The 14,316-nt window shown below is 61.9% G+C and carries 12 protein-coding genes and 1 pseudogene; 8 read left to right on the top strand and 5 right to left on the bottom strand.

Annotated features, from left to right (window positions below):
• Positions 1-84: 84 nt before the first annotated feature.
• The 3 genes from KH389_RS12840 (at position 85) to KH389_RS12830 (ending at position 4,823) form a co-directional block, all read left to right on the top strand.
• On the top strand, positions 85-402 hold the full coding sequence (locus tag KH389_RS12840; protein ID WP_043861263.1) for a hypothetical protein: 318 nt from the start codon (positions 85-87) through the stop codon (positions 400-402).
• Between the two features lie 78 nt (positions 403-480).
• Complete coding sequence (locus KH389_RS12835) at positions 481-4,014, top strand: hypothetical protein (RefSeq protein WP_213607437.1); 3,534 nt, start codon at positions 481-483, stop codon at positions 4,012-4,014.
• An 83-nt stretch (positions 4,015-4,097) separates the two neighbouring features.
• On the top strand, positions 4,098-4,823 hold the full coding sequence (locus KH389_RS12830) for a hypothetical protein (RefSeq protein ID WP_196932219.1): 726 nt from the start codon (positions 4,098-4,100) through the stop codon (positions 4,821-4,823).
• Positions 4,824-4,866: 43 nt separating this feature from the next.
• Here the strand turns inward: KH389_RS12830 and KH389_RS12825 are convergent, their stop codons facing one another.
• Positions 4,867-6,309, bottom strand: a complete 1,443-nt coding sequence (locus KH389_RS12825; protein ID WP_213607436.1) for a tetratricopeptide repeat protein — start codon at positions 6,307-6,309, stop codon at positions 4,867-4,869.
• A 318-nt stretch (positions 6,310-6,627) separates the two neighbouring features.
• Positions 6,628-7,591: pseudogene (locus tag KH389_RS12820) on the bottom strand (bifunctional GNAT family N-acetyltransferase/nucleoside diphosphate kinase regulator).
• Between the two features lie 260 nt (positions 7,592-7,851).
• Between KH389_RS12820 and KH389_RS12815 the strand changes: the two are divergent.
• The gene (locus tag KH389_RS12815; protein ID WP_104572466.1) at positions 7,852-9,162 is read left to right on the top strand and encodes an MFS transporter; all 1,311 of its coding nucleotides are present in this window, start codon (positions 7,852-7,854) and stop codon (positions 9,160-9,162) included.
• Between the two features lie 133 nt (positions 9,163-9,295).
• On the top strand, positions 9,296-9,511 hold the full coding sequence (locus tag KH389_RS12810) for a TIGR02450 family Trp-rich protein (RefSeq protein ID WP_054914496.1): 216 nt from the start codon (positions 9,296-9,298) through the stop codon (positions 9,509-9,511).
• A 25-nt stretch (positions 9,512-9,536) separates the two neighbouring features.
• On the opposite strand, the gene KH389_RS12805 is transcribed toward KH389_RS12810, so the two are convergent.
• Positions 9,537-10,169: a dTMP kinase gene (locus KH389_RS12805; protein WP_104572467.1), complete on the bottom strand. Its 633-nt coding sequence runs from the start codon at positions 10,167-10,169 to the stop codon at positions 9,537-9,539.
• Between the two features lie 88 nt (positions 10,170-10,257).
• On the opposite strand from KH389_RS12805, the gene KH389_RS12800 reads away from it, so the two are divergent.
• The 3 genes from KH389_RS12800 (at position 10,258) to KH389_RS12790 (ending at position 12,045) form a co-directional block, all read left to right on the top strand.
• Positions 10,258-10,980 carry a hypothetical protein gene (locus tag KH389_RS12800; protein WP_213607435.1) on the top strand — a complete coding sequence of 241 codons (723 nt, stop codon included), beginning with the start codon at positions 10,258-10,260 and terminating at the stop codon, positions 10,978-10,980.
• Between the two features lie 67 nt (positions 10,981-11,047).
• On the top strand, positions 11,048-11,734 hold the full coding sequence (locus KH389_RS12795; RefSeq protein ID WP_213607434.1) for a hypothetical protein: 687 nt from the start codon (positions 11,048-11,050) through the stop codon (positions 11,732-11,734).
• A gap of 140 nt (positions 11,735-11,874) precedes the next feature.
• On the top strand, positions 11,875-12,045 hold the full coding sequence (locus KH389_RS12790) for a hypothetical protein (RefSeq protein ID WP_173925048.1): 171 nt from the start codon (positions 11,875-11,877) through the stop codon (positions 12,043-12,045).
• Positions 12,046-12,049: 4 nt separating this feature from the next.
• On the opposite strand, the gene betI is transcribed toward KH389_RS12790, so the two are convergent.
• A complete protein-coding gene (gene betI / locus KH389_RS12785; protein ID WP_052504246.1) occupies positions 12,050-12,697 on the bottom strand; it encodes a transcriptional regulator BetI in 648 nt (215 codons plus the stop codon).
• A gap of 166 nt (positions 12,698-12,863) precedes the next feature.
• Positions 12,864-14,306 carry a purine-cytosine permease family protein gene (locus KH389_RS12780; RefSeq protein ID WP_043861246.1) on the bottom strand — a complete coding sequence of 481 codons (1,443 nt, stop codon included), beginning with the start codon at positions 14,304-14,306 and terminating at the stop codon, positions 12,864-12,866.
• Between the last annotated feature and the right edge of the window lie 10 nt (positions 14,307-14,316).

Below are 14,316 nucleotides of genomic sequence, written 5' to 3'. Positions count from 1 at the left end.
CCTACTACTTTTCCAAGCGCCACCGTCGCGTCACCAGGAAGGTGGCCACCTCCCCCCCAGTCCATGCAGCAAGGAGCTCTCAGAATGGGTATCAGTGCCAAAGTAAATGCTGAGTTTTTGATCGACAACAAGACCTACAAAGCTTCGCTCAACATCCCCAACTCCGCACCGACTGCCGATAAGCCGTTCATCTTCACTGTCACCTCCAAAGGCGAAGCCGCAGACGCGGTACTGCAGACACTTCTCGAAGTCGCTGTCGGCGCCACCGACCAGGTATACGTTGCAGTTGCACCCCCCATGGACCTGATCTCCGACGCCATTGGTGGTGACGCCAAGGTCGTCCAGGCGCTCAACGTTGAAGTCTCCGAAGGCAAATACAAAGACGGGAAATTCGAAGCCTAGGCCTGACTCCTCCACGGTGGGGCATGTCACTATGCCCCACCGCATTGATGTACCTGCCTGCGGGAGGGCCCCTCGCCCATGGATATCCGCGTTACGGCGCACTTTGCCTGGTCGGAGATTTTTGGTCGCAAGATCGCCGCCCGAAGCAAGTGCCAGCTGGACCTGTCACGCCAGTACAGCCTGATCTATGCAGACCTGGGAACAGAGGATGCACAGGGGTGGAATGTTCTCGCTGAACTCAACAAAGCCTTCGATATCGAGCTTCCGGCCGAATATCTGAGGGTGATGGATGCCGGGTTCTTCACATTCAGTCATTTCGGCAACGGGGCGGTCCCCCCGAACACCTCTTTGGACAAGATTTTCCCGCAATCGCCGGTTCCACTCAGTGTCTCCAGGGCCACCGAGCCGATGACCAATACAGCGGGGTTTTGGCTGACGGTAAGCCTCGACGATATCAAGCTGTTCGGCAGCCTGATTGAAATAGGGTACGCCTCGCCCTCTGGCGACGGTGACAAACTTTCACTCTCCGCGGTGCTGGCTAGAGGGACTGTCGCCGGCAAGGCGGTGAGTGACGCGATCTACTTGGCCAGCTTGCCGAACATCCGCTTGTTCAAGCTGTTCGGCTTTGAAGAGGTCGAGGTTCGATATCGCTTCAAGGAAGCCAGACAGCTCAATGTCAAAGGCAAGCTGCGTGTGTCCCTTTTTGATGAGAAGCAGTATCTGTTCGAAGGGGTACTGAACTCGGACGAGGTCAACAGAACCTTCTCAGCCTGCTTGAAAAGTGCCGAACCCGATCAAAGCGTTACCAGGCTCTTCGGCGACCAGATGCGTGGCATTACCTTCCAGCGCCTGGTGTTCGGGATATTCGCTCGCTATGGCGACAACGATGATCAACGAACATTCCAGGTCCAGGGTACGGTCAGAGTCGGCTCAGCCCAGCTGACCGGGTACATCTACCTGCACAACGGCAAACCCCAGGTGGCCAGCATAAAAGTCGACAAGGCACTGTCGATCGGTGATGTGTTCAACCAATGCATCCCGGGGGCCCCGTGGCCGACCTCGCTCATCGACATCACCTTCAAGGCAGGCAGCGAGCTGTATTACCGCTCGGCCGCTGGAAGCCAACTCGCAAGACTGGAGACATTCTCATGCCCTGCCGAGGGGGACCTGCCCGATCGTCAACTTAGCGCCAGCATCGACTACCAGAATGGGTTCAACATAAGGGCGCTGTTCGACCTGACACTCGTCAAGACCCTGGAAGTGGTCGGCACGATCCAGATTGCCGAGGATGGCGTCACTGCCGATATCAGCCTGGGCAAGCCCATCGACCTCTTCATCGTGACCATCGCGGCATCACGCGCCTCACAGCCCATCGGCGGGCCTGCGTTCGAGCTGTCTACCGTCGAGAAGAAATCCTCTATGGGTTTCGTTGGCAGCCTATGGTTCATGCAGGAACAATTTGGCGTCGACGTCCGCGTGAAAGCCACCAGAAACGCGAAGGGAAACACCCAGGTCGACGGTACGCTCACGGCGCTATCGAACTACCCACCGTTCCTGCCCGCTGGCACATCCCTGGGGCTTCGGTACAGCAAGGACGGTGGCTTCCAGGTGACGAACTGGCCAAGTTTCGAGTATCTGACCAACGCCATCGATTTCATCAAGACACTGCAGAAACTCTCCGACCAGGGCAGCGCCGGGTGCGGCAAACTCGTCGGGTTCGCCTTCGAGAAGCTTCTACAGTCGAAATTCCGCGTGAATGTCTCGTTTGGTACCCAGGAAAATGATGAGGGGGTAACGCTGGTCCTCGATGGGTCCTATACGCTCTGCGTCGCGCAGACCTCCCTCACCGCGGTAGCGATTCCATTTCCAGGGTTGGTGTCGATCCCCCTACCCAACTCGATCAGCTTTTCCGAGTTGGGCAACTACATCGAACGTGCTCTGGCTGCAGCAGCTGAATCATTTGTCAAAGCCCTGGTGAAAAACCGAGAGGCCATTGCTGCCGTCATTGGTCTCACCGCGGGAAAAGCCGCGGCCTCCTATGCCGCTACTCTTGCCTGCCAGGCCTTGATCGACGGTGTAGCAGCAGATGCTGTTGTTGCGACAGCTGCAGAGACCCTTGCCGCAGCCACGGCCGCAGAGGCGGGGGCCGGCGCTGCTGGGGCCCTGGTCGCCGGGGCCGTAGTCGCGGTTGCAGATTTCTTTTCTGGCACAGGCACAGGGACTGGCACTGGCACTGGCACTGGCACTGGCGGCACAGGAACAGGAACAGGAACAGGAACCGCGACACAGAGCCCGCCTGTTGATCCGCGAGTCACCATCACCAACCGTGTGGTCACTCTGACCTGGGGGGGTGGCCAGGGCAATGCGCGCTATCACGCGCAATTGCTCGACAGTGCCGCGACCATCCTGCTGAACAACCCGGACCTGGCGGGTGCGGCCCGGCAGACCCAGTTCGAGTTTGGCCCAGAGTGGCCTTCAGGCCCTTACACGGCCCAGGTCCAGGGTGTTCATGAACAATCGGCCACCCGCTGGGCGGCGGCTCCCTTCAACCGGCTGACAGCGCCGGCCCAACCCAGCGCTCAAGCAGACACCACGGTCCCGGCGCCAGCATATGGAGTGCAGCTGAGTTGGCCACCGATTGCCGGGGCCTCCTCGTACGAGCTCTCTACCCGCCTGCCCGGGAGTGCGACCGATAGGGTCCAGATCGAGCCCGGCGCAGATCAGTCGCTCCCACCTGCGACATACGCATTCATTTTCGAAGAGGCTTCCCCAGCGGGGGATTATCGCTTCAGCGTAACGGCCAAGGGTGGGCATGCATCCGTAGCGAGTCCAGACAGCGAGCCGCTGACGCTTGTACGTCCAGGCCAGCCCCAGGACTTCCAGGCCAGCAGTATCGGCAGCAATGTTGCGTTGCGCTGGCGTTCGGTTGCTGGTGCATTGCGCTACCAGGCATTGGCGCAGAAGAAAGGGGCTGCCCCTCTGGTTATTGAGCTGCACGCCCGGGAGGAAAGCGGCGTCGAGCATGCAGACTTCGCTCTACCCTGCCCTTCGCATTCGCCTTCCGTTTACCAGGTGCAGGTCTGGGCGCTGCCTGGCGCTGACCAGGTGAACTACGTAGCGGGCGTGCCGTCGGCCGTCGTCGAGGTGACGATTACGCCCTATGCAACCGCATCAGAAATGGCCACCGCGCTGCATGCCCTCACTATCGAGGGGAGCGCGTGCGGTACACAGTTGATAGCGGCATTCCCGAACCTGACACCGGACACTTTGGCCATCGCCATGGCGCAAGGCGGCTACCCGGCCATTGAGACCAGCAATGGCCTGCTTGCTGTGTGGCCTGATACCCCACCCCTTGAGCTGGCGACCGTACTCGCCCTGGCGTATCCCGATCCGTTGCAGTTTGCCGCCTCCCAGCGTGGCCAGGGCGTGCCTGGAGAGCTGTGCGCAGTCAATCTGTTGAAGGCATTCCCACAGCTTGACGTATCAGAGATGGCGCGCGCCATGGCAAAGGCAGGTTACCCCGTAACGGACACCGCGACAGGCCTCAAGGTGGCGTACCCCGCCATCTCGCCTGTGGAGCTATCAACTGCGCTGGTGCTCGCTTATCAGTGACGCCGCCATGCCGAGCAAGAAGATCCACCGTTCAACTGCGTCATTCACCCCATTACAAACAGCGACTACGAGAGGTAAACAGCATGAGCACCGAAACCCTGATCAGCATCCTGCAGTCTCTTAAGCAACAAGGGCTGAGCCCCCTTGAGGCGGTCAAAGAGGCACTGGCCCAGCTCCAGTCACGTGCCCGAGGGGCTACCACCGACAACACCGCAGTGGCCGAAGCCGTGATCGAGGTTTTCTCGCCCCTGACCGCGACCCAACTCGCAATCATCCTGCACACCACCTACCCGGACCTGACCGCGCTTGACGTCGGGAAAACCATTCTCAACCCGAAAGTGCTGCCAGCCACACCGGCCACCGAGATGAATGAAGCCCTTGGCAAAGCGGGTTTCGACGCCTCCAGCGTCAGTGATGCAGTGAACATCCTGTATCCGGTTACCGTGACCATTCAGGCCAATCAAGCCTGGCAGCAAAGCGGCCTGACAGTGACTGGCCGCCAGGTCACCCTGATTGCAGCGCAAGGCTCCTGGACTTCCAACCCGGCAACAGGGAAAACAGGCCCGGCCGGCAACACGAACTATCGCGCCAAGCAAGGCTATACCCTGCCCGGCCAGTTCGAGGGGGCCCTGATCGGCCGCATTGGCGACAACGCACCGTTTCTGGTTGGGCCTCAGGTCAAGGTGCCGGCAGGACAGTCGGGGGGCTTGCAACTGTGCATCAACGATGACCTCAACGGGATTTATGGTGCGGGCCTGACGGACAACGTCGGTAGCATGCAGGTAGACATCCGCACGCAAGGCGAATAGCCGATGCTGCCAGCCCGGTGGCTACCTCACCGGGCTGGCAGTCTCATTGCCTTGGCGCGCTGCCACGCTCCCCGAAGAGCAGCGTCACATTGACCCGTTGATTGAGATAGCCCGGCCGGAAAGCCAGTGGCGCGGTGGCATGGAACAGATCTGAGTTGAAAATCACAGCGCGATTACACCTGTAAGGGATGACTGTGCGCCGGGCTCCAGCCTCCTTCAGAAAGGCGGCAATTCGATCACCTTGGCGATTGTAGGTTTCGAAATCCCAGTCAAAGGGCGCCTCGACGTCGTAGACCACAAGCCCTCCCGAGTCGCGGTCAAGGTTTGCCTCGTCCGGCGTGATCCAGAAGTTCACGTTCACAGCGGCAAAGTCTGCATGGGGGTGTGTCGCAGGCTGGTCATGCTGGTACTTGAACCCCCACATCTGAAGCAATGGGTGATGCTTGCCGATAAGCTGGGGGAAGCAACGCCGAATCTCATCGGCAACCTGCAGCAGAAGCGGGCAATTGAAACCCTCCCTGAAGAACGCGCCGAGCCGACCATGAGCATATCGGTCGGTATGCCAGATGGTGGACTGCAAACAGAACGCCTGCACAAGCGCCAGTGCATCAGCAGACAGGAAGTCGTCGATCACGACCAGGCCCAGGGGGCTCTCCAGGTAATCGCGTTCAGCTCGCAGCAGCGCCTGGCTCATCTTCAAGGCCCCTTCTTGCAGTCGCGGAGCCTGCAACTGGTGCACATTACGCCCGTAGCTCGGGGGCAGCGCAGCGACGTTGGCCGGGGGTGTTGCCAAACTGTTGGGCTGTTCGAATGGTTGGAGAGCTGCCTGATAGCTAGCAATTTCCGCCTCAAGACGCGGACCAATCAGCTGGTGGTCTCGCAAATAGCGTAACTGCTCCAGGTCGTGGGCCAGCTTCGCCCGCGAAGCCCTCGATACAGCACCACGCCCTTCGCAGGCACCGGGTTGAGACAGGCTGCGCTCGTCACCACGAACTACAGAGGCATAGTGCGCAGCCCACAGGCCCGCAGCGTCAAGGTCGTGAGTACGCAATGAAGTGCTGACGAGTTGCTCCAGGATCTCTGGATCGCGCGGGTACAGTTCGCCGAGGACCTCCCACATGCCACGGGCCGAATCGTGCTGGCCCATGTGGCCATACAGCGTGGCCAGCAAAAAGGCCAGGTTGGCCCTGGCCAGGTCGAAGGCAGGCTGCAGGCTGATCGCAGCCTTGTAGCTCGAAATTGCGTCCTCGTTGCGCCCCGATTGCTGCAAGGCCCAACCCAGGTTGTTATGGCCAACAGCCCAGTCAGGACACTGCTGCACAACGGCACGAAAGCATGCCTGTGCGGCATCGAACTCGCCCTGATCGCACAGGGTACAGCCTTCCTCCAGCAGCACCGATACGGTCTGCTGCGCGCAGCCATTGCCTGCAGCTTCTGGCGTGGTGCGCAGGGCACCATATTTCGCCATCCAGACTTGCGCACTCACGCAAAGCCTCTGAACGGGTCAAGGGCAGCCTTCTTCTTCATGGCGCGACCGAAAGCGTCCTTGTCGGTACTTTCAGCAGCCTCATTCCCGTCATCGTCAATCGCGGCGCTCGCACCGCCAGTGTCATTCAACGCAGCCCAGGCTGGCTCGGTCTCAAGAGACCTTGCGCCGTAGGCTCGAATCACACCGGTTATGTTTGTGCCATCCCTTTCAGCGTGCATGGTCCGTCCTTGGAATCGAGCATCAGGTGGCTCGTGGAGCCGGGTTGCGAAACGCCAAGCATAGCCACTGTATAGCCACCATCCACTAAAAGTGCAGCTACAGGTGGAAATGCCCCGCAGCCTCGGGCTGATAGAGCACTTTCCGGATCTCGATCCGGCGGGTTCGATCAGCGATTCGCCAGTCGATGGCGTCCCCCTCCTGATAGCCCAGGATCGCGGCGCCGATGTCGGAACACACCGAATGCTTGCCGGTGCTGCTGTCCGCGTCTTCGGGGTAGACCAACGCCACTTCGATCTCCTCGTCGTCCAGCTGCAACAAGGCCCTGGAGTTCATCGTGACGACATTGCGCGCCACCTGCTGCGGCTTGACGACGATGGCCCGCTCGAGCTCATGCTCGAGTTCCACCACGGTCGGGCCTTCCTCTAGCGCGATCAGGCCCTCGAGCCTGGCCTTGTCGATTTCTGTGATGTAGATCCCGGTGGAGTCGCCCACGGCACCTTCGCGCAAGAACGTGAGGTAGCGCCCCATCGTCATGGCAAATGACTTCAATGTCGGGGTTTCGCTCTCCAGCACAAAGCCGCTGCGTACAAAGGCTTTCAGCGAGCGCGTGTTGTCCGGGTGGATCTTGGCGATGAGCTTCTTGGCCCGCATGTCGAGGAAGGCCAGTTTCATGCCTTCGCGAATCGTACGGGCGCCAAGGTTTCGGCCCCACTTGTCGCTGTCTCCGATGACCAGGACGATCTCGCAGTTGGAGCCAGTCTTGACGAGGCGGACAAAGCCGACGGGGGCGTCATGCCGGTCATAGGCCATGAAGAATCGGCCGCCCCGATTGAATAGATGGGTCAGGATCGGCAATTGAGTCCGATCGATGGCTTGTTCGATGGAGCGAGAAACATCACGCGAATCACTCAGATAGCAGGTAACACGTTCGTCTTCCAACCAGTCCATCAACGTCAGCGCATGTGCCCGGGTAATTTCAGGGCACAGCGAAATGAAAGGCCTGTTCATCTTCACCACACTTGATATGCAAAGGATGAAAGCCCTTCATGGCGATAGCCATGACGGTTCTTTCGGCAACCGGCCATCTTAAGACATAACGCCAGAATGGCGAACAGTTTGCGCACTTTCCTCCCCCCTCACCGCCTGCGTCCCAACGTCGCAGCAAAGTGACTTGGCAAATGCCGCGCAATGCTTAAAATCTCGCCTCCTTTTCTACAGTCTGCAGGGGGCATCGCTCTGCCCTGGCTGGCCCTTTCCTGCCGTTCGATACATCGCGCGTACTGCCCGAAGGCGCCGTGCAGCAGGTCACTCGAGGTTTTTATGTCTCCGCGTTTGCTGGCCATGGCGCTGGCGCCCCTGCTGGGCCTGTTCATCATCGCCCTGGGCAATGGTGCCTTGTCGTCCTTGACCACGTTGCGCCTGGGCGAAGCCGGGGAATCGGCCACGATGATCGGTATCGTCGCCTCGGCCTACTTCATCGGCCTTACGCTAGGCGCCCTGTTCAACGACCGGCTGATCCTGCGGATCGGCCATATCCGTGCCTACAGCAGCTTCGCCTCGCTGATTGGCGTCACCATCCTGCTGCAGGGCATGTTCTATGACACCTGGGGCTGGTTCGTGCTGCGCCTGATCAACGGCTGGGCCACCGTCGGCGTGTTTCTGGTCATTGAAAGCTGGCTGCTGCTGGCCGGTGACGCAAAGATCCGCGGGCGCCTGCTAGCGCTCTACATGATCGCCCTGTACGGCGCTGGCGTGCTGGGCCAGGCAACCCTGGGCGAGATCACCGGTTGGGGCGACACGGCGCCATTCATGGTCGCCGGCATGCTCGCGTCCTTGTCGGTGCTGCCGATCGTGATCCTGCCGCGGGTGTCGCCGCTGCTCGACCAGGTCGAGCCGCTCAAACCACGACAGCTGCTGGGGGTGACGCCTACCGGCTTGGTGGGTTGCTTTGGCTCAGGGGTGGCCATTGCCGCCGTGTATTCGTTGCTTCCGCTGTACCTGCAGCGTATCGGCCACGATATCGGCGAAGTCGGCAGCCTGATGGCCTGGACGATTCTCGGGGCAATGCTGCTGCAGTATCCCGTAGGGCGCTGGTCCGACCGCAGGGACCGCCTGGAAGTGCTGACCGTGCTGGCGGGGGTATGCAGCGTGCTGTCGCTGGCCGTGGTACTGCTGCCGCTGTCCGCGACGCTGCTGGCCGCACTGCTGTTCCTGCTGGGCGGCGGCGTGTTCGCGCTCTACCCGGTAGCGGTCAGCCATGCAGCAGACCGCGCGTCGCCCGAGGCGCTGGTACCCATGATTCAGGGCCTGCTGCTGATCAACTCGCTGGGCTCTGCCATGAGCCCGCTGATGATCTCGCCGGTCATGACATCGCTGGGCGAAAACGGGCTGTTCTGGGCCTTCGCGGTGGTCAACCTGAGCATGGTGACGTTTTTCGTCTGGCGTCGCGGCAAGCGCCCGGTACCGGTCAATCCTGCGCCGTTCACGGCCTCGGCAACCTTTTCGCCTACCGGTGCCGAGTTGCGCCTGACAGAAGACCTGATGCAGGCTGTGCAGGATCACCCGCCGATGCCCGATGCGGTCAACGGCCAGGCCGCCCCCAAGCCCGCGCCACACTGCGAGCCTGGTTGAAAGAGGCTACAGTGGAGCGTCCCGAGACCCCGAACGCGTTGATCGAGCGTTCACCTTGGGTCGAGAGGCACTGCTTCAGCAGTCGACAGCCTCTTGGGCAACTCGCAATCTGCTCGAAACTGCCGGAGGACGCATGAACCGTTTCAATCCACGAAAGCTTGGGCTGTCAAAGTGGACCGCCTGCCAGCCGGTCAACCGTGAAAAGCACTTCCTGGTCACCGAGTTGATTTGCGATGAGCACGGCACACCCCTGCAGATCGAACTGCAGGCCGTGCACAGCGGGCGAAAACAACTGCTCGACTGGCAGGAACTCAGGGATAGCCAGCGCTGGAAAATCGGATGGTGCTGAACGGCACATTCTGGGTATGGGACGATCAACCGATCGCCTTGTGAATCCTTTGACTGGCAGCATGGATCTCGCAAACCAGTTGCCTCACCGCCTCCTCAACCGTGCCTTCATTACGGCACAGCACCCACCCGTTATCCGCAACCGCCTGCTCGAATGCCTGCGTGGCAGCAACCTGCTCCTCCAGGCTGAACATCACGGTACTGCCCAGCCCTCGGGTTCTGGCCGCCGCCCTCGCCCACGAAATCTGCGGGCTGGTAACCACCCCTACGTGCAGGTCCGGCACACTCACCTCGCGCTCGAGGTTCAACCGCAGAATCTCGGCAAACGGCACTATCCGGCGAAACGCCGCATCCGATGGATACCAGCGGTCGATCAGGATGATGCTGTTGGGCGGCTGCCTGGTCAGCACCTGGCGGGAAATCCAGGCCCGGCTCTCGGCAAGGCGTTCGCAAACCGCCCACTCCAGCGACCGGCTGGGGTTTCTGACCAGTGCGTTGACGAGCGCCATCGTCTCGCCCCGGCCGGGGTCGCTGTTTTTCTCGGACAGCCGTACCACCTTTCTGCCGTCAGCCCGCAGTGCCTGGGTCACGGCTTCCAGCAGCGTGGTCTTGCCGGTTCCCTTGGGGCCATCCAGCGAAACGAAAAGCGGACGGTTCATTGTTGTTGCGCCTCTGGTTGTGTCCATCAGTCATGAGCCGGCATTCTTGCACACCCGCTCCCCAGCAGACACCGAGGCACCTCCGTCAATGGACCCGACACTCACCCAGGCCCTTGCGCAACTGCGCAGCGCCCTGCCCATCGGCCTGCGCCACGCCCGGGCCCTGCTGCAACGCTGCGCCGGCAACCCGCAGCAGGCCGCCGAGCTGTACAAGGCCGAACTGCTGCAGGTGCTGATGGAAAAATCCGGTCTGCCACACCACCAGGCCCGCCAGTACCTGCACAGTGCGGGCTACGACCTGAGCCGCGCCTTGACCGCCCTGGACGAAGCGCGTTTCACCCTGACCCAGCGCATTCTGCGCCACCATCACCAGGACAAGCCACGCGCCCTGGACCTGATCGCCCAGGCCATCGAAACCGCCGAACAGCTGCCCCGCCAGTACTGGCTGGATTTCGAGCGCCTGGATCAACTGCCCCCGGCGCTGCGCTGCTTCATGGTGATCCACGAATGGCTGGCCTTCGAGCAATGGGAAGGCTTTGACAGTGCCCTGCACTTTCACCTGCCCCAGGCCATCGCCCAACTCAGGCACCTGCAGCTCGATGCCCTGGCGCACACACTGGAGCAGGCCGATCAGCGCCAGCAGCACCTGCGCCAGGCCCATGCCGATGAAAGCCACGTCGAGCTGGCCATACGGATCCAGCAGGACCTGCTCTTCGACGCCTGCCAAACCCGCTTCAACCAGCAGCGCACGCAGCTCGACGAGCAGCTGTACGCGTGGGTGGAGCGGCACATGGCGCAGTTTCCCACCTGAGCCGCGCCCCTGCAGCGCGCAAGCCGGTAGACTGCCGCCCTCCCCGACGGACCTCGGATTCCCCCTCATGGAACTGCACTACCGCATCACCCCCGACCACCTCCAGTCCTGGATCGCCGAACCGCTGAAGCAGGAACTGCTCAAGCAGGACGCGCAACAGGCCCGCGCCCTGGCCACCTTCGCCAGGTGGCAGAGCCGCCTGATCGGCCCGCTGATGTTCGCCCTGTGCCTGATCGGCGCCCTGTTGGCGGTGTATCTCCCGGAGCGACGCATCACCCCGGAGAAAGCCATCGCCCTGCTGCTGTTCACACTGGTGTTCATCCCGCTGTGGTGGCGCTTTTCCGGGCGCTGGCTCGGCCACCTGCAAGCGCGGATCGCCGCCAACCACGCCAAGCCCCGGGCACCGGTACGCGGGCTCAACCAGCGCCTGATCGAGGCCAGGCTTCGGGCACCCCTGAAATCGGCCCAGGACACGTACAAGCTGAGCTTCGATGATCAGGGCTTCACGCTGGACAAGGCCCGGGGCGGCAAGACGGTCCTGGCCTGGGAGCAAGTCGTACACCTGCTGGAAACGCCGGATTTCTACCACGTGGCGAGCGCAGACATGCGCGCCAAGGGCATGGCCTGCCTGATTGCCAGGCACAGCGAGCTGATGCCGGCGGACGACTATCAGCAAGGTCTGCAGGCGTTTCTGAGCCACTGCCCGGTCACGGCTAGCGCCCCGGCCACGTCTTGCCCATCACCCCCGAAGTAGCCCTCGCCCGGCCTGGGCGCAGGTGGTAATTCGGCCAAAGCACAGGGAAGCAATGCCATGGCAACGCGCCGGTGCTGCATGCAGCCATGGCGAACGTATAAGGTAGGCCGCACAACAATCCAACTGCCAAGGAGACAGCCATGACCCTGTTCTGCCGGCTTAGCCTGCTGTTGCTGATCGTGGGAATGCTGCTGGGCGAGATCGTGATCGCCAGCGTGGGGCTGGTGGGCGTGTGCGGTGCGGCGCTGTACATCAGCATCCGCGAGGACACCCCGCAGGCGCCCCCCGCCGAGCCGGAGTTTCTCGCCTAGCCGTTCAAGGCTGCAGCGGTTCGGCGCCCTTGACGAACATCTGCGCCGTGACAATGCAGCACTTCTCGGCCTTCTTCGAACTGAAGGCCTTGTGGTCGAGCGCCCATTCCAGCCAGAAGCCGTCGATCAGCGCGGTGATGGTCAACGCCGCGCTTTTGGCGTCTATCTGCGTGCCCTGTGCCTTGCCGATGGCCTTGAACACCGACTCCAGTTCCTTGCGATAGTCGGCATAGAGCTTCTTGTTCAAGGCGCGCAGCTGCTCCGACGATACCGCCGCCCCCCAGAACCCCAGCCAGGTGGTGAGGATGAACTCGTTGAAGATCTGCCCGCGAAACGAGGAGCGGATGATCGCCAGCAGACGGTCCTCGGGGGTGCCGCCCTGCACCGCCAGGTACTTGCGGGTTTCTTCGCGCAGCTGGTCGGTGAGTTCCTGGTAGGTCGACAGCATCAGCTCTTCCTTGCTGGAAAAGTGATGGCCGATCAGCCCGATGGACACCCCGGCCTGCGCGCAGATGCGCTCCAGGGTACTGCCACTGTGGCCATAGCGGGTGATGCACTGCATCGTCGCCTCGATGATGGCCTTGCGGCGCGTCTCGGGGTCGATGCGGGTTCGACGCTTCCTGGGTTGGGTTACTTCGGGCTCACTGCTCATACGTCAACAACCTGTGCACTGCGGGGCATGGCCCCGGTCTCCGGACAGCGGCTACATCTCAGTCGCCAAGCGAGGCGACAATTTAGCAACTTTTGCCCGGGCAAGTGACAGGAAATGGCGATTGCCCCGGCGTGCGTTGCGCACGCCGGGGCAATCGTCGACAGGCTCAGTTGGCGCTCAGGCCGCGCTCCAGGTCCTTGTCCAGTTCATCGATGCGCGACAGCTCCGCCGCGATGTCCTGGGTGCGGCACAGCCACCCGTAGACCAGCGCCGACACCACCAGGCCCACCAGCATGCTGATGTCGGCGCCATCGAGCAGCGTGGTCACGTAGCCGGTATACAGCCCGGTGCTGGAGAACGGCAGCATGGCCACGAAGCCTGCCACGTAGGCGCCGATGCCGCGCCAGTTCCAGCGCCCGTAGATCCCGTTGGGCTTGAAGATCTCGGTAATCGAGAACTTGCCGTGGCGTACCTTGTAGAAGTCCACCAGGTTGATCGCCGTCCACGGGGTGAACAGGTACAGCAGGATGGCCAGGAAGTCGCCGAAGTCCTTCACGAAGTTGTCCGAGGCGGTCATCGCGATGGCGATCGCGGTCCCGCCCACCAGCAACATCGAAACGATGCGCTTGAACAAGGTGGAGGTCTGGGTCTTCACCGTGTCGGCGATACTCAGCAAGGTGATCGAGGCGCCGTAGAAGTTCTGCGCCGCGCTGGTCACCAGGCTCAGCACCGCCAGGATCAGCAGGCATTCGCCGAAGCCGCCGAACAGTGTGTTGCCCAGCATCACCAGGCCCTTGGCCAGGTTCTGCCCCGGGCTCAGTGCCGCGGCCAGGGCGCCGATCAGCATCATCCACACCCCGCCGATCATCGCGCCCATGTAGGTCCACCAGAACGACGAGCGCACGCTGACGTTGGCCGGCAGGTAGCGCGAGTAGTCCGACACGTAGATCGCCCAGCTCAGTTGATACGCGGCGGCCACGAAGAACTGCGCCAGGAACGGCGTTGCCTTGAAGTCCGAGACGCTCAGCTGATCGGCTGGCAGCTTGACGAAGAAGAACAGCCCCACGGTGAACACCAGCATCACCGCGATCAGCACGAACGCCAGCAGCCGCTGCACCTTGTGGAAGGTGTTGTAGCCGGCAATCGCCATGACGATCGCCAGCAGCGAGAAGGCGATGGCCGAGCCGTTTTCAGGAACGTCGAACAGTTCGTGCAGCGTCTGGCCCACCAGCAACTGGTTGAAGGCGTTGTAGCCCACGTAGGTGGCGATGGCCACCACATACACCAGCAACGCGCCCAGGTAGCCGAATTGCGGGCGCGACTGGATCAGTTGCGGCAGGCCCATCTGCGGGCCCTGGGTGGAATGGCCGGCCATGAACAGCGTGCCGAAGGCGCAGCCCAGGAAGATCGCCACCGCCGACCAGAACAGGTTGGCGCCCATGCCGACCCCGATGATGCCCACCGCCAGGGTGGTCAGGTGCGCTTCCCCGCAGAACCAGATGGGCCACAGGTGCCACGCCTTGCCGTGGCGCTCTGCGAGCGGGACGTAATCGATGGAGCGTGTTTCAAGGTTCAGGCGTCCCTTGGACGCCGAGTGGGAGGCAGACATGGCAGTTGCA

The sequence above is a fragment of the Pseudomonas qingdaonensis genome (assembly GCF_018398475.1).
GTDB classification, from domain to species: domain Bacteria; phylum Pseudomonadota; class Gammaproteobacteria; order Pseudomonadales; family Pseudomonadaceae; genus Aquipseudomonas; species Aquipseudomonas palmensis.
Note: the sequence above shows the minus strand (reverse complement) of the source record. Positions and strands in the feature narration are given on the sequence as shown.